The organism is Pseudomonas sp. WMBT8 (assembly GCF_050916005.1).
GTDB lineage: Bacteria > Pseudomonadota > Gammaproteobacteria > Pseudomonadales > Pseudomonadaceae > Aquipseudomonas.
In genome coordinates, this window is record NZ_CP188096.1 from 3760600 (window position 1) to 3776826 (window position 16227).

Below are 16227 nucleotides of genomic sequence, written 5' to 3' on the forward strand. Positions count from 1 at the left end.
TTTGTCATGGGTTATTCACCGAGGTAGGCACTGCGCACCTCGGGGTGGTCGAGCAATTGCGCGCTGGCGCCGCTGAGGCTGATGCGCCCGGTGTCCATCACGTAGGCGCGGTCAGTCACTTGCAGCGCAAGGCGCGCATTCTGCTCCACCAGCAGCAGGGTCATGCCCTGGCGGCACACATCATCAATCACCTGGAACAGCTTTTCGACCATGATCGGCGCCAGGCCCATGGAGGGCTCATCAAGCACCAGCAACCGCGGCTTGGACAGCAGCGCACGGGCCAGGGCGAGCATCTGCTGCTCGCCGCCGGAGAGCAGGCCGGCCGATTGCTGCAAGCGTTCTTCCAGGCGTGGGAAGTGCTCGAACAACTGGCGGATTTCCAGGCTCACCTGGTGCGGGTCGCGGCGCAGGAACGCCCCGGCCTGGAGGTTTTCCAGCACGCTCATGCGCGCAAAAATGCCGCGCCCTTCGGGCACCATGGCGATGCCCAGGGTCAGGCGCTCATGGGGCGCCAGGCTGAGGATCGAGCGGCCGGCAAAGCGGATCTGCCCCGCAGCGGCCGGCAGCAACCCGGTCAGGGCCTTGAGGCTGGAGCTCTTGCCGGCGCCATTGGCGCCGATCAACGTCACCCGTTCGCCTTCATTAATATGCAGGTCCAGGGACTTGACCGCCTCGATGGCGCCGTAGCGCACCTTCAGGCCGTCAATCTGCAACAACGCTTCAGACATGGGCGCCGGCTCCCAGGTAGGCCTGGATCACTTGCGGGTGGCGGCGCACTTCGGCCGGCGCGCCCACGGCGATCACGCGGCCGTAGTCCAGCACGCTGATGCGGTCGCACACGCCCATCACCAGCTTCACGTCGTGTTCGATCAGCAACAGCGTATGGCCGTCATCGCGGATCTTTTCCAGCAGGCTGCGCAGTTGCACTTTCTCGCTGGCATTCATCCCGGCAGCCGGCTCGTCGAGGGCCAGCAGGCGCGGTTCGGTGGCCAGGGCGCGGGCAATTTCCAGGCGCCGCTGGTGGCCGTAGGAGAGGCTGTCGGCACGGTAGTGGGCAAACCCGGCGAGGCCGACATAGGCCAGCAGGCGGTGGGCGTGGGCGCGGGTCTGCGCTTCTTCCTCACGCCCGCGCGAGTGCCCGCTCAAGGCCGCCCACACGCCGTTATGGGTGCGCACGTGGCGCCCGACCATGACGTTTTCCAGGGCGCTCATGGCGTTGAACAGGCGAATATTCTGGAACGTGCGCGCAATGCCGGCACGGGCCACCTGGTGCACCGCCGTGGGCTGGTACTCCTCGCCGTCGAGCTGGAAGCGCCCGGAATCCGGGGTGTACAGCCCCGTCATCACATTGAAGAAGGTGGTCTTGCCGGCGCCATTGGGCCCGATCAGGCCGTAGATTTCCCCGGCCTCGATACTCAAGCTCACGTCATCGAGCGCAGCCACGCCGCCAAACTGTTTATTGACCTTCTCGATCTGCAATAACGGATGGTTCAAGGTGCACCTCCTGTGCGGCTCGGCCAGAGGCCGGCGGGTCGATACAGCATCGCCAGAATCAGCGCCAGGCCGTAGAACAGCTGGCGGATAATCTCCGGGTCCACCAGCACCTGGCCAAACAGCGCCTGCTGCAAGGGGCCCATGCTGGCGCGCAACGCTTCGGGCAGGGCGGCGAGCAACACGCAGCCCAGAATCACCCCGGGGATATGCCCCATGCCGCCGAGCACCACCATGGCCAGCACGGCGATGGACTCATTGAGGGTGAAGGATTCGGGTGAAACAAAGCCCTGGAATGAGGCAAACAGCGCCCCGCTGATCCCGCCGAACGCCGCGCCGATGGCAAATGCCAGCAGCTTCAGGCGCAGGGTGTTCAGGCCCATGGCCTGGGCCGCCTCTTCGTCCTCGCGGATCGCCATCCAGGCGCGGCCGATACGCGAGCGCTGAAGGCGGATGCAGGCAAACAGGATCAGCACCACCAGTGCGGCGAACAGGTAGTAATAGAGGTAGACCGAGGGCAAGCGCAGGCCGAACAGTTCCTGGGTACGCCCCAGGTTGACCCCCAGCAGCGTCACCGGATCGACCTGGGCGATGCCCTTGGGGCCGTTGGTGAGGTTCACCGGGCGGTCGAGGTTGCGCAGCAGGATGCGGATGATTTCGCCAAAGCCCAGGGTGACGATGGCCAGGTAATCGCCGCGCAGGCGCAGGGTCGGCGCCCCCAGAATCACCCCGAACCCCGCCGCCAGCAGCGCCGCCAGCGGCAAAATCAGCCAGATCGAGGTGTGCATGCCCTGCGGCATCAGCGCCAGCAAGGCCGGGAACTGTTGCAACAAATGGGGCGATGACAGCAAGGCCGCCAGGTAGGCGCCCACCGCGTAGAACGCGATAAAGCCCATGTCCAGCAGGCCGGCATAGCCCACCACGATGTTCAGGCCCAGGGCCAACATGATGTACAGCAGGGCAAAGTCCAGGGTGCGCACCCAGGTATTGCCGCCGGCATGCCCGACAATCCACGGGGCCAATACCAGGGCCAGGGCGAACAGCAACAGCCCAAGGCTGGCGCGTTTGCTCGAAGGGCTCACAGCGGTTGCCAGGCTCATGCGCGGGTCGCCAGTCGTTCGCCCAACAACCCCTGGGGCCGGAACACCAGCACCGCGATCAACACGATGAAGGCGAACACGTCCTGGTAGTTGCTGCCGAACACGCCGTTGGTGGCGGCCCCCAGGTACCCGGTGCCGAGGGCTTCAATCAGCCCCAGCAACAAGCCGCCAAGCATGGCGCCCTTGAGGTTGCCGATGCCGCCCAGCACCGCCGCGGTAAACGCCTTGATGCCGGGCAAAAAGCCCATATAGAAATGCGCGCTGCCATAGTTGCTGGCCATCATGATGCCCGCCAGCGCGGCCAGGGCGCCGCCGATGGCGAAGGTCATGACGATGATGCGGTTGGGGTTGATACCCATCAGGCTCGCCACTTGCGGGTTCTCGGCCACGGCGCGCATGGCCCGGCCAAAACGCGTGCGCTCGACCAGCAGCAACAGCCCGACCATCAGGCTCAAGGCCACGCCAATGGTGGTCAGGGCGGTGGCATTGGTCACGGCGGCGTGGGTGGCATCGCCGGCCAGCACTTCGATGGGCTCCAGGGGCAGCAATTGCGGGAACATCTGCGGGTTACGGGTCCAGACCAGCATCGCCACGGTCTGCAACAACAACGACACGCCGATACCACTGATCAATGGCGCCAGGCGCGGGGCGTTACGCAAGCGCCGGTAGGCCACGCGCTCGATCACCACCGCCAGCACCGCACAGAAAGCCATGGCGATCATTGCCGCCACCAGCAGCAACAGCACCGGCGGCATATCCGGCCAGGCCGCCTGCAACACCCGGATCACCGACAGGCCCACCAGCGCGCCGATCATCAACACATCGCCGTGGGCGAAGTTGATGATCCGCAAAATGCCGTAGACCATGGTGTAACCCAAGGCCACTAAGGCGTAGAGACTGCCCGACAGCAAGCCGTTGAGCAGTTGCTGGATAAACGCATCCATGAGAACCATCAACTCCATACACAGAAAACATCGGTGCCAGGGCGCACCGACTAAAAGTCCGAGCGCGGAACACTAGTTATTTATTCTGTTTTTATCAAATATCTGAAAGGAATATGTTTATACCCAATACCAAACGCCCTATATGCGGCACATTTTCCACACTGATGCTGCTTTATTTATCTTTTCACTTGGTATTTAATTCAACACATGAATAATTTAGAACAGTTAGCCAACGATCCACCCTTGCGTGCCGTGCGCACGTTCGAAGCCTTTGCCCGCCATGGTGGGGTGAATGCCGCCGCCCGCGAACTGGGGGTGTCGCCCTCGGCTGTCAGCCATCAGTTGCACTTGCTCGAAAGCTTCCTGCAACAGCCCCTGACCCTGCGCCAGGGCCGCAACCTGGGGTTGACCGACGAAGGCCGCGAGTACTACCGGGCGATTCGCTCGGCATTCGCGGTGCTGCGCAGTGCCACCGAGCACGTGCGGGAAAAAAGCGCGACGCGCCAGGTCACCATCAGCCTGATCCCGATGTTCGCGACCCACCTGTTCATCCCGCGCCTGCCGCAGTTTTTGAGCGCCAACCCGGCGCTGGATATCAACATCACCTACGCCAACCACCGCAGCTACCCCAGCGATGCCGCCGACCTGTCGATCCGCTTCGGGACCGGGCACTGGCCGGGGTATCACAGCGAGCCACTGATCAGCGGCGCGGTCACGCCGTTCTGCAGCCGCGAGTTCCTCCAGCGCCACGGCCCCATCGCCACGCCGCAAGCCCTCAGCGAACTGCCACTGCTGCACGACGAAGAGCGTGGTACCTGGGGCCAATGGTTCGACGCGGCCCAGGTGCCGCACACCCACTCGCACAATGGCCTGCTGCTGGAGGACGGCCAGTTGACCCTGGTCGCCACCCTCACCGGCCTGGGCTGCTCGCTGTTGCGTGCGCCGTTGGTGGCGCCGCTGGTGGCCAGGGGGGAACTGGTGCAACTGTTTGACGTGCAGGCAGATGACGGGCGCCAGTACTACCTGTGCCGCCGGGCCAACAGCGAGCTGTCGAGCGAAGGCAACAACCTGTACGACTGGATCAAGGGCCGCCTGGGCCACAGCCCCGTGTAGGAACAGTGGTTAACGATGCCGCGGCGTGCCCTCTCAGGGTTTTCGCCGGCAAGCCGGCTCCTACAGATGGGGTATGATGCCGCGCTTTGAAGAACCAGCTGTAGACCTGCGAGGAAACGCACCTTGAGTAACGACGCAAAAATGACCGGCGACCTGTTCGAAGTAGACAAGCGCCTGTCGCTCAAGCCTGTGGTGGATTTCAATAGCTACCTGCAGGCGGCCTTCGGCGATGGCCCTTGCACCTGTGTGCGCTGTGTTGCCAGTGCGGGTGACGAGAAAGGTTACGAGTATCAGCACAGCTTCAACTTCCTGGGCCAGGTGGCCCACCGGCGCTTTGCGTTGACCGCTGGCAGCGATGTGCTGCAGATGCTGAAAAAGGCCTGGCTGTCGTACACCAAGGCCGAGCTGCCTGGCAGTGGCGACTTGGCACTGGAAACGGTCAAGGAGTTCGTCGAGCCGCAGTTGCACAAGCGCTTGCTGCCGCTGTTGCTGGCCAGTGGGTTGGTCAAGGATGTCGAGGGTGGGTTGCAGCTTCAGGCTGTGGCGGCCTGATAGACAACCGAATCATTACAGCGAACGCATCACCCTGTGGGAGCAAGCCCGCTCCCACAGGGTGATGCGTCTCATGGGCGTCTACAGATGTTGCACGCCCTGCAACGGCAACTCATAAGACTTCTTCACGGTGCGCACCACCAACGTCGAAGAATACGTACGAATCGGAATATCCCGGTAAGTGTCGAGAAACCGATAGATGTATTCGGTGTACTCCGTGGCATCGCGAAACTTGGCCACCATCACAAAATCAAACTCTCCGGTCATCAGGTAGCAGTCCTGGATCTCCGGGTGATTGGCGAGGATGTGCTGCATCTTGCGATCAATGTCGTTGCTGTCTTTGTCGAGTTTGATCAAAAAGAACGCAGTGACCTGGATCCCCAGCTTTTTTTCATCCAGCACCGCGACTTTCGCCTTGATGATGCCCACGCTCTCCAGGCGCCGGATGCGCCGGTAACAACTGGTCGAGGACAGCCCCACGCTGTCGCTGAGCAGGTCCAGGCTTTGGGTGCAGTCTTTCTGCAACTTGCCGAGAATTTTCAAATCCATGGCGTCTGTCATTATTTCCACTTCTTCCTTGAGAAAACTGCAATGAATCCGCCGTAAAAGCGGGCCAATTTGCACAATTCTCTGCACAGTGGCCCATTACTATCAAATCCAGCTTAGCAGCCCCGGCAGATCCAGCATGGGGGCTGCATGAGAGGGATCTTATGATAGTCGCGAAACCGACATGGACCGCTGATATCCAAGGGCTTTTCACCGCGCCTTACTGGATCCCGGCGGCAGATCGCGCCAACGTCGCAGGCTCGTGGGTGCGCTGCATGAATGCCTACGATGTGTTCCTGCAAGACCCCGATTCGGTCAAGACCTGGTCCGAAACCATCTACCAGCACCTGGCGTCGCGCAATATGCCGCTGACCCTGGATGACCGGCAGTTCTGGCCTATCGACGCCCTGGAAACCTTCCGGTTGTGGGTCAACCAGGGCTGGCGCCTGAACAGCTTTTCGCCGTTCGACATCGCCGAGCGCATCCCCCCTCCAGACCTGCCGCACCCGGTCAAGCGCGTGCGCCAGGACATCCGCGCATTGAGCCAGGAGCAACTGGACCTGTACCGCGCACGGCTCGACGACGTGATGCAGATCGGCAATCCGGACAGTGGCTCACCCTGGCAGCGCTATGCCTATATCCACACCAACTGGTGCCTGCATTACCAGGAAGCCTTTGCCCTGTGGCATCGCGCTTACCTGCTGTACCTGGAAGCCTTGATTGACTATCCGATCCCCTACTGGGACTGGATGGCCGAGGACGCCAGTGTCGACGGCAGCCCCCAGGCCGGCCTGCCCCAGGCCTTTCTCGATGAGACCTATGTGCACCCGCACAGCGGCGAGGTGCGGCGCAACCCGTTGCGGTATGCGGCGGCCAAGGATGGCCGCTCGAAAGTCTGCGCCTCGGGCAATGTCGAGGGGGTTGACTGCGGCTTCGTGCAACGCAACCCGCTGTTCTACACCCAGGGCGACCAACAGCGGTTCAAACGTACCCAGCTGTACGGCATGAGCCGGATTTTCCAGCAGCAGGTGGTGGACGCCTTGAAATTCAAGACCTTCAGCCAGCCCCAGGGCGTGCCGGGGTACCCCTGGGCCAATATCACCGTGTTTGATCCACCGCAAAAGGACGCGCTGTACCCCAACCGCACGCTGAATTTCGATGGCCTGTACGAACAGCCCCACGACAACTATCACGGCTGGATCGGCGGCGATATGGCCGACAACGCCTACACCGCGTTTGACCCGCTGTTCTGCTCCTATCACGCCAATATCGACCGCGTGCTGGAGATCTGGATCCGCGCCAACCCGGCGGCGCAATACACCACCCAATGCCTGCTCCAGCCGTTTGCCGGCAGCCAGGCCGACGCGGTCACGTTCACCAGTGCCGATGCCTGGCGCTACACCACCCTGGGCGATATGGCCCAGGACAGCCGGCACATCGGCTACGACTACGCCACCCCGGTGGCGCCGCCGTTCGGCGCCCGCCGCGCCAGCGCCAGTGCGTGCTGCCCCCACAGTGCCGCGCCGGTCCAGGAGCAGGCCCAGGCCAGCGGCCCATGGGTGGTGTTCGACCATGTGCGCTGCACCCATGACACCTATTTGATCGACGTGTTCCTCAACCAGCCCGACGCCACGCCCCAGCAGGTCAACGCGGATAACCCGCACTACGTCGGGCGCTTCAGCCGCATCGGCATGGGGCTGGTGGATGACAAGGGGCGCTGCATCACCCACGGCGTCTGCCGCGCACTGAATGCGGCGCGCAGTGCCACGGCGTTGCACCTGGGCCCCACGGACGCCGTGCAGTTGAGCCTGCTGGTCACCCATCTCGATAGTGGCCGGGTATTGGCGCCGCAAGAGTACGCGCCGCTGCCTGGCTTTATCGCCCAACTGGTGTGGGACGACCCGCGCCAGACCGTTGCCGACCCTCCCCCGAGTGCCGGTTGCTGCGCAGCTTCTACCCCCACACCCCATGGAGATCTGTCATGAGCACGCCGTTCAAGCAATTCACCTCCCCCGCTGGGCAAGCACCAAAGGACTACAACAAGCTGGGCCTGGAAAACCAGTTGCCGCAATTTGAAACCGACTGGAACAACGACGTCACCGGCTGGACCGAAGCGGCGATCATCGGCAACCCGTGGTCGGGCCTCAACGACGCGCCGCGCTCGGGCTATTACAACCCGCTGGTCGAGGGCTATGGCGACGTCACCCCGCCGGCAATCACCTGGCAACCCTTCCCTAACCGGCTGTGGACGTTTTTCTACAACAACGGCACGGCCGTGATTCCGCAACTGGGCGGCAAGGCCATGACCCTGCAACAGGTCATGGAACTGACCGACAACGGCCAGATCACCCTCAACAACACCCTCTACACCCTGTACGACCCGGACAAGAAAGGCACCCTGCTACAACTGCCGGTGACCCGTTGCCCGAGTATCGACTGGAACGGCAAGTACAAGGATTTCTCGCCCTCCGGCCCACGGGGCTGGCTGGACGAATACTGCGAGTGGTCGATTGTGCGCGATACCAACGGCAAGATGCGCAAGATCACCTTCACCAGCGAAAACCCGGCGTACTTCCTGGCCATGTGGCGCATCGATCCGAATGCAGTGCTGGGGCTGTATCGCGACTACATCGACCCGAACGTGCAACTGCAAGACCTGTACCTGCGCTACACCGCCAACTGCCCGACCGGCAATGCCGGTGACCCGGTGATCGACCCGACCACGGGCCTGCCGGCCTACGACACCGTCAACAAATGGAACGCCGGCACCGCCTGTACCCCCGGCCAGTTCGGCGGCGCAATGCACCTGACCTCCGGCCCCAACACCCTCAGCGCCGAGGTGTACCTGGCGGCAGCGGCCACGATCATGCGGCCCCTGAAAAGCAGCCAGAACCCCCAGTCACTGATCTGCTGCGCGCAGTATGGGCAGAACTATCGCAACTCCGACCCGCATATCGGCTTTGCGGCCAATGAGGCGGCCATCAGCAGCCGTATTTCCCTGACCAACCCCATCGCCCTGTACCTGCAACAACCCACCAACTTCAGTGCCTGGAAAGGCCCGCAGGGGCAGGATGTGAGCCAGTACTGGCGCATCACCCGTGGTACCGCCAAATCGGCGATCAACGGCTCCGACCAGATCCTCCAGGCGGTGTTCGAGGTCCCGCAAAGCGCGGGGTTCTCGATCAATGACATCACCATCAACGGCCAGGCCGTGGACTATGTGTGGGTGATTGCCCAGCAACTGCTGGTGGGCCTGAGTGTGACCGCCACCCCAAGCACCACGGCGCCGCCGTCCCCTTGCGTGCAGGACCGGGTCAATGGCCTGCAACCCTGGCCGGTGCAGCTGTTGCCGCTGGACCTGTTCTACGGCCAGTCGCCCACCGACCTGCCGGCCTGGCTGGCCCCAGGCAGCAGCGGGCAGTTCGCGCTGGTGGTGCAAGGCGCCGACCTCAAGACCACCGCCGCCACTGCACGGATCCAGTTCAGCAACCCCGGGGTGACCGCGCAGGTCACGAAGTTTTTGCCCGATGCCTCGGCCATTCCCGGCCAGACCAATGCGGGCGGTACCCAGGGTTACATCATGACCATCAGCGTCGCGAAAAACGCGGCGCCGGGGCTGGTGACGGTCCGTGCGCTCAACCCGGGCGAAGCGGATAACGTCAGCGCGGCGGACCACCCATGGGAATCCGGGCTGGCGCTGGTGCCATCCCTTTAAGGGCAAACACCCCCCCTGTGGGAGCTGGCTTGCCAGCGAGAATCCTCAACGATAACGCGGGGTATCTGATGCCCAGCGGTGCTCTCAGGTTTTTCGCCGGCAAGCCGGCTCCTACAGAACGGCTAGAAGCTTCACCTTCATGCAAGGAGCGCGATGATGTACAGATTTCGCTTACGTGGTCTGCTGCTGGTCAGCACGCTGCTGTCGCTGTTTCTCCTGCCCACGGCCCAGGCATCGGATGCCGATACCTGCGTCCAGCAGCAGTTGGTGTTCGACCCCAACAGCGGCGGTTTTCTACCCGTCAACAATTTCAACACCACTGGCCAGAGCTTCATGAACTGTTTTGGCTGGCAGCTGTTTATTGCCCTGAACTGGCCCGTGGATCCCGGATGGCCAGCCAATGCAGCCCTCGCGGGCGAGCCGAACCGCAAGATCAGCATGGCGCAATTTGGCGTGCCCCAGGTCGCCGGGCAACCCATGACCACCGCGCCGGTGTGGGCAAGCTTTAAAGACGCTAACGATATATTCCTGCCCGGCGCCCGACCGCCCACAGGCTGGGGCGTGCAGACATTGGTGCCGTCCAATTGCAGCAGCCAGGACAGCCTGCAGGCGCTGTCGGTAGGCGCGCGCAAATTCATGAACGCCACCTCGGAAAGCGCGACCAACGCCAAGCATCGCTTCCACTTGTCCAGCGGCACCCTGGCGTCGATTCCCGACCCGATCATGGAGGCCGCCGGTGGCTGGCTGACGGACCAGACCGGCAACCTGGTGTATTTCGAACGCAAGGTGGGCAAGGCCGAGTTTGACTACATCGTCGACAACGGGTTGTACGATGCGGCCAATCAACTGGCCGTGGCACAGAACAGCGATGGCAAGCACCCTGCAGGCCTTTCGCTGCCGGCCGGCGAGTTGATGCGTTCGATGCCGGCCAAGCCGCTGCCCCAGGAAAAACTGGGCGCCCTGGAACTCAAGGCCGCCTGGCGCATCCTCACCGGCAAGCCCCAGCTCTACGGGCGCTACCTGACCACCGTGGCCTGGCTCAAGAACCCCGCCACCCTGCAATGCACCCAACAGGTGGTAGGCCTGGTGGGCCTGCATATCATCAACAAGACCCAGAGTTCACCGAACTTCATCTGGACCACCTTCGAGCAAGTGGACAACGTACAGGAACCGGGGCAAAACCCGGCGCAACAGACACCGCCCGACGGCTATACCTTCTACAACCCCGATTGCAGCGGTGGCCCTGACGTGTGCACGCCGAACGTAGCCCGCATCCAGTGCAAGCAGCACCACCCCGATCGCGAATGCACCGAGCCCTATCTCCGCAACCAACCGGTGCAGACCACCCGCGAACACCCCTTGCCTTCGGACATGCAAGCGCTCAACGGCGCGGTGCAGGCCAGCTTCGCCCAGCAGACCAGCGGCCAGTCGGTGTTCCAGTACTACAAGCTGGTCAATGTGCTGTGGATCACCGCCCCGACACCGCCGGACCCCGAGCCGGGCGCCGGCGCAAAGGTGCCCCTGTCCTATGGACCCTTTATCAGCGATAGCAACGTACCGGTGGCCAATACCACCATGGAGACCTACGTCCAGGGCCTGAACTGCAATGACTGCCATCAAAAGGCAACGATTGCCGGCGACCCGAGCCTGGCCTCGGACTTTTCGTTCCTGTTCAACAACGCCGATTCGGCCAAGCAAAAAAGCCTGATCAAGCGCGTGCATGCCTTCGAAACCCTCAAGGACGGTCAACCATGAAACGCTCCCTCGCCACTCTCCTGCTCGCATTATCGATGGCCCTGGCCCCCCTGGCCCTGGCCCATTCGCCCCATGAACTGCATGCAGTCAGCAACGGCGCCGATGCCGATGCACCGGGCAACCACGGCATGTTCATGGTCGGCTCGCAGACCCTGTTTTTGGTGCACATGCCGATGTTCACCACGGAAAAGCACATGTACCAGATCGTCCTGCAGGCCAGCCTGCCCGCCGACGTGATGGCCAAATACCAGGCGCTGCGCGCGGCCAACCCGAGCAAGCCGTATAACCTGATCAATGTCGATAACGACACCTTCACCCTGCCCCAGCTCAAGGCCGGTGAGGTGACCACGTTCAAGGCAACGATCTTTGACGGCTACTCCAATGATGGCGGCGGCACACCGGGGCCGGTGTTGTTTGACAACGTGCCGGTGACGGTCGAAGCGGTGGTGATCTACCGGCCGTTCAACCTGGGCATCGACCGCCCCAAACAGCTGGTCTACACCTTGTTTGGCCGGGGCAATGAGGCGCACTTGACGCACTACATCGCCCAGGATCCGGACTTCCAGGAAATCATTACCCTGCCTGGGCCACCAGCACCGTTTTCGGCGGCGCAGTTGGTGTCTACGGTGGATTTGAATTTCACCACCGTGCAATCGTTGCCGATCGTATGCCAGTCGCCGCTCAAGCCCGGGGTTTATCCAACGTTGCTGGAGGGGCGTGCGGATGCGCCGGTGGCCCTGGATCTGGGACCGGCGGCGCAGCGCGTGTGGTATTCGACGGGCAATCTGTTGAACAAGACAGATCCTTGTCAGCGTTAGGCGGCGCCATTGACCTGCATACGGCCGTTTTCTCCAAATGCAGCAATAATCCGCAATCGATAGGAATGTGGCGGGAGATTTGCCAGAATGCGCGACTTAGAAACATTCGCATTCGCAGGAAATTCCCATGCACGCCCACCCTTCGCTCCCCGCTGCGCGTCGCATCCTCGCCGTCGAGGATGACCCGGTGCTCGCCGCCCACCTGGACAGCCACCTGGGCCAACGTGGCTTCGATGTCACGTTGCGCCAGGACGGTGGCGAGATCGTCGAGTTGGTGCGCGCCCAACCTTTCGACCTGATCCTGATGGATATCATGCTGCCGGGCAGCAGCGGCCTGGAGGTGCTCGCGCAACTGCGCCGGCATCAACGGGTGCCGGTGATCCTGATGTCGGCCCTCGGTGCCGAGCAGGACCGCATCACCGGGTTCAGCCAGGGCGCCGACGATTACCTGCCCAAGCCGTTCAGCATGCTGGAGATGGATGTGCGCATCGACGCGATCCTGCGCCGGGTGGCCTATGAACATGAGGTGCCCGGCACGGCGCGCAATGAGGACCCGCAACTGACATTCGACGAACAACGCACCGATGTCAGCCTGAACGAGCAGTGGGCCGACCTGACCACCACCGAGTATCGGGTGCTGGAAACCCTGGTGGCCCATGTCGATGAGGTGCTGACCAAGGCGTTTCTGTACCAGCAGGTCATGCACCGTGCCTATTCCAGGCATGATCGCAGCCTGGACATGCATGTCAGCCGCATCCGGCGCAAGTTGCAGGCCATCGGCTACACCGCCGGGCGCGTGGAGACGGTCAGGAGCACCGGCTACATCCTGACCCGGCTGCAAGCATGAGGCTGCCCAACCGCCATTCGCTGTTGTGGAAACTGATCGGCTTGCTGGCGGTACTGTGCCTGTTGGTGGTCAGCCTGCAAGTGGATGTGAGCCAGCGTATCTATGAAGCCACCGCGCGCCTGCCCGCCCCCACCCGCTACATCCTCGGCGAATACGCGCGCCAGGCCGAAATGGCCTGGCGCGAGCGCGGTGCGGCAGGGGTCGATGAGTTCCTCAAAAGCCTGCGTGCCCAGGAGCAGGTGTGGGCGGTGGTGGTGGACGACCACCATTCGCTGTCCTCCCAGGCCTTGACCACGGTCGAACGGCGCAAGCTGGACTTTGTGCGCCAGATCGACTGGCCCGTGGGCCGCCCTGGTGGCCGGCCAACGTTTTACATGCCGTTCAGCGACGGCGCAGCCCGCCTGGTCATGGAGTTGCCGCTGCACCTGGACCCGCGCCAGGGCCGTGGCCTGTGGGACATTTTGCTGCGCCAGGTGCTGCCGACAGGCCTGGCGTTGTTGTTTGGCGTGCTGTTGTACCGGGTGCTGATTTCACCGCTGGTGATCCTGCGGCGCCAGGCCAATGCCCTGAGCGCCGGTGACCTGGCCTCGCGGGTCGGGCCGCAGGTGACGCGCCGCCGCGATGAATTGGGTGAGTTGGCCCGGGCCTTCGATCATATGGCCGAGCGCCTGGAAAGCACGGTGGTGCTGCAACGGCGCTTGCTGCGGGACTTGTCCCACGAACTGCGCACGCCCTTGAGCCGGCTGCGGGTGGCCGGTGAGCGCGAGCCTGATCCAGGCGCCCTGCGCCAGCGCCTGGAGCGCGAAGTGCAAGGTATGGAACGCTTGATCGGCAGCACCCTGGAGCTGGTCTGGCTGGATACCGAACGCCCATCCATGCCCGTGGAAGCGGTCGAGATGGAGCCTTTGTGGGACCTGCTGCGCGAAGACGCCTGCTTTGAAAGCGGCTGGCCCAGCGAACGCCTGCCCTGCGAACTGCCCGCAGGCGTCTGGGTGCTGGGCAACCTCAATGGCCTGGCCCAGGCCCTGGAAAATATCCTGCGCAATGCCATCCGCCATTCCCCCGAACACGGTGTGGTGCGCTTGACCGGTGTGCTTGAGGGCGATTTCTGGCACCTGTGCATCCAGGACCAGGGCCCGGGGATCGAGCCCGACAAGCTGGAACAGATCTTCCTGCCCTTCACCCGCCTCAATGCCGCCCGCCCGGGTGGTGACGGTTATGGCCTGGGCTTGTCGATTGCCCGCAGCATCGTGCAGTTGCAAGGTGGCCAGCTGTGGGCACAGAACACCACGCCCGGGCTGTGCCTGCATCTGCGACTCAAAGTGTATAAGTTGTAAATTGCGTTTACTCTCATATGAGAATCACTAGCATTCGAGTCAACCCTATGCATGGTCGCCCTCTGTAGGAGCCGGCTTGCCGCCGATGGCGGCTGATAAGTCAGCACAAGGCTCAAAGGCCTGATCGCCGGCAAGCCGGCTCCTACAGGGGATATTCGTTGCTGACCTGATTCTGATGAGTCCCCATGAAAAGCAAATCCCCTGCCTGGCCGACACTCTCGCGGATGGTCGCCGCGCTGATCGGCGGCTACCTGTTTACCTATGCGTTTACCGCCGCCCTGGCGCGCCTGTTGCCCATGGACAAGGTGGATGCCCTGGTGGTCGCCAGCCTGCCCTCGTTCCTGATCTACACCCTGGCGATCCTCTGGGCCTTCGCCTGCCGCAACGCCTGGCGCGCGTGGGCCGGCATGGCCCTGGCACTGCCCTTGGCCGCCATCGGCTTCTGGCCCCAATGGCGTGAGGTACTGGGATGAAACACAAGACCCTGACCCAGGCCATGGCCTGGCTGCATACCTGGAGCGGGCTGGTGTTCGGCTGGCTGCTGTTTGCGATCTTCCTCACCGGCACCCTGGCGGTGTTCGACAAGGAAATCGACGGCTGGATGCGCCCGGAAATCCCCACCTCCACCCTGTCGCAAAGCGCTGCTGCGCAACAGGCCCTCGGCTATCTGGCGCGCCAGCATCCCGAGGCGCGCACCTGGAACATCGGCCTGCCCGGCGAACGCTCCGACACCCTGACCGTATCGGCCGGCGAACAACGCCGTGGCGGCGGCACCGCGCTCGACCCGCACACCGGCGAGCCGCTGGCCGTGCGCGAAACCGCTGGGGGCGGGTTCTTCTTCCGCTTCCACTTCACGCTAAACCTGCCGCGCGACCTGGGGATCTGGACGGTCGGCCTGGCTGCAATCGCGATGCTGGTGGCATTGCTCAGCGGAATCGTGATCCACAAGAAATTCTTCAAGGAATTCTTCACCTTCCGCCCGGCCAAGGGCCAGCGTTCATGGCTGGATGCGCACAACGCCACTGCAGTGCTGGTGTTGCCCTTTCACTTGATGATTACCTACACCGGGCTGGTGATTTTCTACCTGATCTACATGCCGGCGGCGGTGGACGCGCTGTTTGACGGCGACCGCGACAACCTCTTCCGCGCCTTGCGTGGCGCGCCCGCCGAGCACCAGGTACGCGGCGAACGCCCCAAGCACAGCGAGGCCGCCGAACTGACAGCGCTTGGCCCGGTGCTGGCCGAGGCCGAGCGCGCCATGGGGCCGGTGTCCAGCTTGTCGATCCACAATCCCGGACGCAGCGACGCACGGATCGAGGCGCGCCCGGTGCTGGGCAACCGCATCGAGTTGACCAAGGGCCAGAGCATGCTGTTTGACGGGGTCAGCGGTGAAGTCCTGCGCCAGCCGGCGGTCAGTCGGCCCAGCCTGCTGACCCAAAAGGTCATGGCCGGCCTGCACTTTGCGCAGTTTGGCGGCTATTCCATGCGCTGGTTGTACTTTGTCTGCGGCCTGGCCAGTTGCGCGATGCTGGCGACCGGCGTGGTGCTGTTTACCGTCAAGCGCCGCCGGCGCCACGATGGCGAAGGCGCGGTCGGCGCCCTGCTCTACCACATCGCCGAGCGGCTGAATGTGGCGGTGGTGGCCGGGCTGATAGTGGCGTGCGTGGCCTTGCTGTGGGCCAACCGCTTACTGCCGGTGGAACTGGCCCAACGCGGTGGCTGGGAGGTGCGGGTATTTTTCCTGGTGTGGCTGCTGAGTCTGGGCCACGCGATTGTCCGCCCCTGGCGCAGTGCCTGGCGCGAGCAACTGGGCCTGGCCGCCGCCCTGTGTATCACTCTGCCGGCCCTGAATCTGCTGGGGCAAAACCTGGGTGATTACGTCTACCTGGAATTGACCACCGTGGGCCTCGGCCTGCTGCTGGCCTGGCCGTGCTGGAAGCTGTACCAGGCGCCCAAGGAACGCAGCGCACGGCGCGTGGCCAAGCACGCCGTGGCGCAGGTCAATTGAG

General features: G+C 63.3%; 15 protein-coding genes. 10 read left to right on the forward strand and 5 right to left on the reverse strand.

Annotated features, from left to right (window positions below):
- Positions 1 to 11: 11 nt before the first annotated feature.
- From ACO77H_RS17185 to ACO77H_RS17200, 4 genes are read right to left on the reverse strand one after another with little or no spacing between them, the layout of a single operon-like run.
- Positions 12 to 728: an ABC transporter ATP-binding protein gene (locus ACO77H_RS17185; protein ID WP_169957249.1), complete on the reverse strand. Its 717-nt coding sequence runs from the start codon at positions 726 to 728 to the stop codon at positions 12 to 14.
- On the reverse strand, positions 721 to 1494 hold the full coding sequence (locus ACO77H_RS17190) for an ABC transporter ATP-binding protein (protein ID WP_099168260.1): 774 nt from the start codon (positions 1492 to 1494) through the stop codon (positions 721 to 723). The genes ACO77H_RS17185 and ACO77H_RS17190 overlap by 8 nt, the downstream gene beginning before the upstream one ends.
- Complete coding sequence (locus ACO77H_RS17195; protein WP_169957247.1) at positions 1491 to 2591, reverse strand: ABC transporter permease subunit; 1101 nt, start codon at positions 2589 to 2591, stop codon at positions 1491 to 1493. Before ACO77H_RS17195 ends, ACO77H_RS17190 begins: the two co-directional genes overlap by 4 nt.
- Positions 2588 to 3535 (reverse strand): branched-chain amino acid ABC transporter permease, encoded by a 948-nt coding sequence (locus ACO77H_RS17200; RefSeq protein WP_170041592.1) that lies wholly within the window; start codon positions 3533 to 3535, stop codon positions 2588 to 2590. The genes ACO77H_RS17195 and ACO77H_RS17200 overlap by 4 nt, the downstream gene beginning before the upstream one ends.
- Positions 3536 to 3742: 207 nt before the next feature.
- Between ACO77H_RS17200 and ACO77H_RS17205 the strand changes: the two genes are divergently transcribed.
- Positions 3743 to 4648: a LysR substrate-binding domain-containing protein gene (locus ACO77H_RS17205; RefSeq protein WP_169957245.1), complete on the forward strand. Its 906-nt coding sequence runs from the start codon at positions 3743 to 3745 to the stop codon at positions 4646 to 4648.
- 123 nt (positions 4649 to 4771) lie between these two features.
- Positions 4772 to 5200: a hypothetical protein gene (locus tag ACO77H_RS17210; protein WP_170058441.1), complete on the forward strand. Its 429-nt coding sequence runs from the start codon at positions 4772 to 4774 to the stop codon at positions 5198 to 5200.
- Positions 5201 to 5281: 81 nt separating this feature from the next.
- Here the strand turns inward: ACO77H_RS17210 and ACO77H_RS17215 are convergent, their stop codons facing one another.
- A complete protein-coding gene (locus ACO77H_RS17215) occupies positions 5282 to 5749 on the reverse strand; it encodes an Lrp/AsnC ligand binding domain-containing protein (protein WP_169957257.1) in 468 nt (155 codons plus the stop codon).
- A 161-nt stretch (positions 5750 to 5910) separates the two neighbouring features.
- Here ACO77H_RS17215 and ACO77H_RS17220 point away from each other — a divergent pair, with 161 nt between their 5' ends.
- The 8 genes from ACO77H_RS17220 (at position 5911) to ACO77H_RS17255 (ending at position 16226) form a co-directional block, all read left to right on the forward strand.
- A complete protein-coding gene (locus ACO77H_RS17220) occupies positions 5911 to 7731 on the forward strand; it encodes a tyrosinase family protein (protein ID WP_170041011.1) in 1821 nt (606 codons plus the stop codon).
- Entirely contained in the window at positions 7728 to 9461 is a 1734-nt protein-coding gene (locus tag ACO77H_RS17225; RefSeq protein ID WP_169957241.1) for a hypothetical protein, read from the forward strand. Before ACO77H_RS17220 ends, ACO77H_RS17225 begins: the two co-directional genes overlap by 4 nt.
- Before the next feature lie 156 nt (positions 9462 to 9617).
- Entirely contained in the window at positions 9618 to 11216 is a 1599-nt protein-coding gene (locus ACO77H_RS17230) for a hypothetical protein (RefSeq protein ID WP_432754343.1), read from the forward strand.
- On the forward strand, positions 11213 to 12034 hold the full coding sequence (locus ACO77H_RS17235; protein WP_169957359.1) for a hypothetical protein: 822 nt from the start codon (positions 11213 to 11215) through the stop codon (positions 12032 to 12034). The genes ACO77H_RS17230 and ACO77H_RS17235 overlap by 4 nt, the downstream gene beginning before the upstream one ends.
- Positions 12035 to 12161: 127 nt before the next feature.
- On the forward strand, positions 12162 to 12881 hold the full coding sequence (locus tag ACO77H_RS17240) for a response regulator transcription factor (RefSeq protein WP_172311831.1): 720 nt from the start codon (positions 12162 to 12164) through the stop codon (positions 12879 to 12881).
- Positions 12878 to 14218 carry a sensor histidine kinase gene (locus tag ACO77H_RS17245; RefSeq protein WP_170058438.1) on the forward strand — a complete coding sequence of 447 codons (1341 nt, stop codon included), beginning with the start codon at positions 12878 to 12880 and terminating at the stop codon, positions 14216 to 14218. The genes ACO77H_RS17240 and ACO77H_RS17245 overlap by 4 nt, the downstream gene beginning before the upstream one ends.
- Positions 14219 to 14403: 185 nt before the next feature.
- Positions 14404 to 14691 (forward strand): DUF3649 domain-containing protein, encoded by a 288-nt coding sequence (locus ACO77H_RS17250; RefSeq protein WP_169957354.1) that lies wholly within the window; start codon positions 14404 to 14406, stop codon positions 14689 to 14691.
- Positions 14688 to 16226 (forward strand): PepSY-associated TM helix domain-containing protein, encoded by a 1539-nt coding sequence (locus ACO77H_RS17255; RefSeq protein WP_432754344.1) that lies wholly within the window; start codon positions 14688 to 14690, stop codon positions 16224 to 16226. The genes ACO77H_RS17250 and ACO77H_RS17255 overlap by 4 nt, the downstream gene beginning before the upstream one ends.
- The last annotated feature ends 1 nt before the right edge of the window (position 16227 follow it).

Bases quoted from the DNA above. Each gene is read 5' to 3' on its own strand.
- ACO77H_RS17205 (WP_169957245.1), top strand. From the start codon at position 3,743: ATGAATAATTTAGAACAGTTAGCCAACGATCCACCCTTGCGTGCCGTG.
- ACO77H_RS17195 (WP_169957247.1), bottom strand. From the start codon at position 2,591: ATGAGCCTGGCAACCGCTGTGAGCCCTTCGAGCAAACGCGCCAGCCTT.
- ACO77H_RS17225 (WP_169957241.1), top strand. From the start codon at position 7,728: ATGAGCACGCCGTTCAAGCAATTCACCTCCCCCGCTGGGCAAGCACCA.
- ACO77H_RS17255 (WP_432754344.1), top strand. From the start codon at position 14,688: ATGAAACACAAGACCCTGACCCAGGCCATGGCCTGGCTGCATACCTGG.
- ACO77H_RS17200 (WP_170041592.1), bottom strand. From the start codon at position 3,535: ATGGATGCGTTTATCCAGCAACTGCTCAACGGCTTGCTGTCGGGCAGT.
- ACO77H_RS17185 (WP_169957249.1), bottom strand. From the start codon at position 728: ATGTCTGAAGCGTTGTTGCAGATTGACGGCCTGAAGGTGCGCTACGGC.
- ACO77H_RS17215 (WP_169957257.1), bottom strand. From the start codon at position 5,749: ATGGATTTGAAAATTCTCGGCAAGTTGCAGAAAGACTGCACCCAAAGC.
- ACO77H_RS17235 (WP_169957359.1), top strand. From the start codon at position 11,213: ATGAAACGCTCCCTCGCCACTCTCCTGCTCGCATTATCGATGGCCCTG.
- ACO77H_RS17250 (WP_169957354.1), top strand. From the start codon at position 14,404: ATGAAAAGCAAATCCCCTGCCTGGCCGACACTCTCGCGGATGGTCGCC.
- ACO77H_RS17230 (WP_432754343.1), top strand. From the start codon at position 9,618: ATGTACAGATTTCGCTTACGTGGTCTGCTGCTGGTCAGCACGCTGCTG.
- ACO77H_RS17220 (WP_170041011.1), top strand. From the start codon at position 5,911: ATGATAGTCGCGAAACCGACATGGACCGCTGATATCCAAGGGCTTTTC.
- ACO77H_RS17240 (WP_172311831.1), top strand. From the start codon at position 12,162: ATGCACGCCCACCCTTCGCTCCCCGCTGCGCGTCGCATCCTCGCCGTC.
- ACO77H_RS17245 (WP_170058438.1), top strand. From the start codon at position 12,878: ATGAGGCTGCCCAACCGCCATTCGCTGTTGTGGAAACTGATCGGCTTG.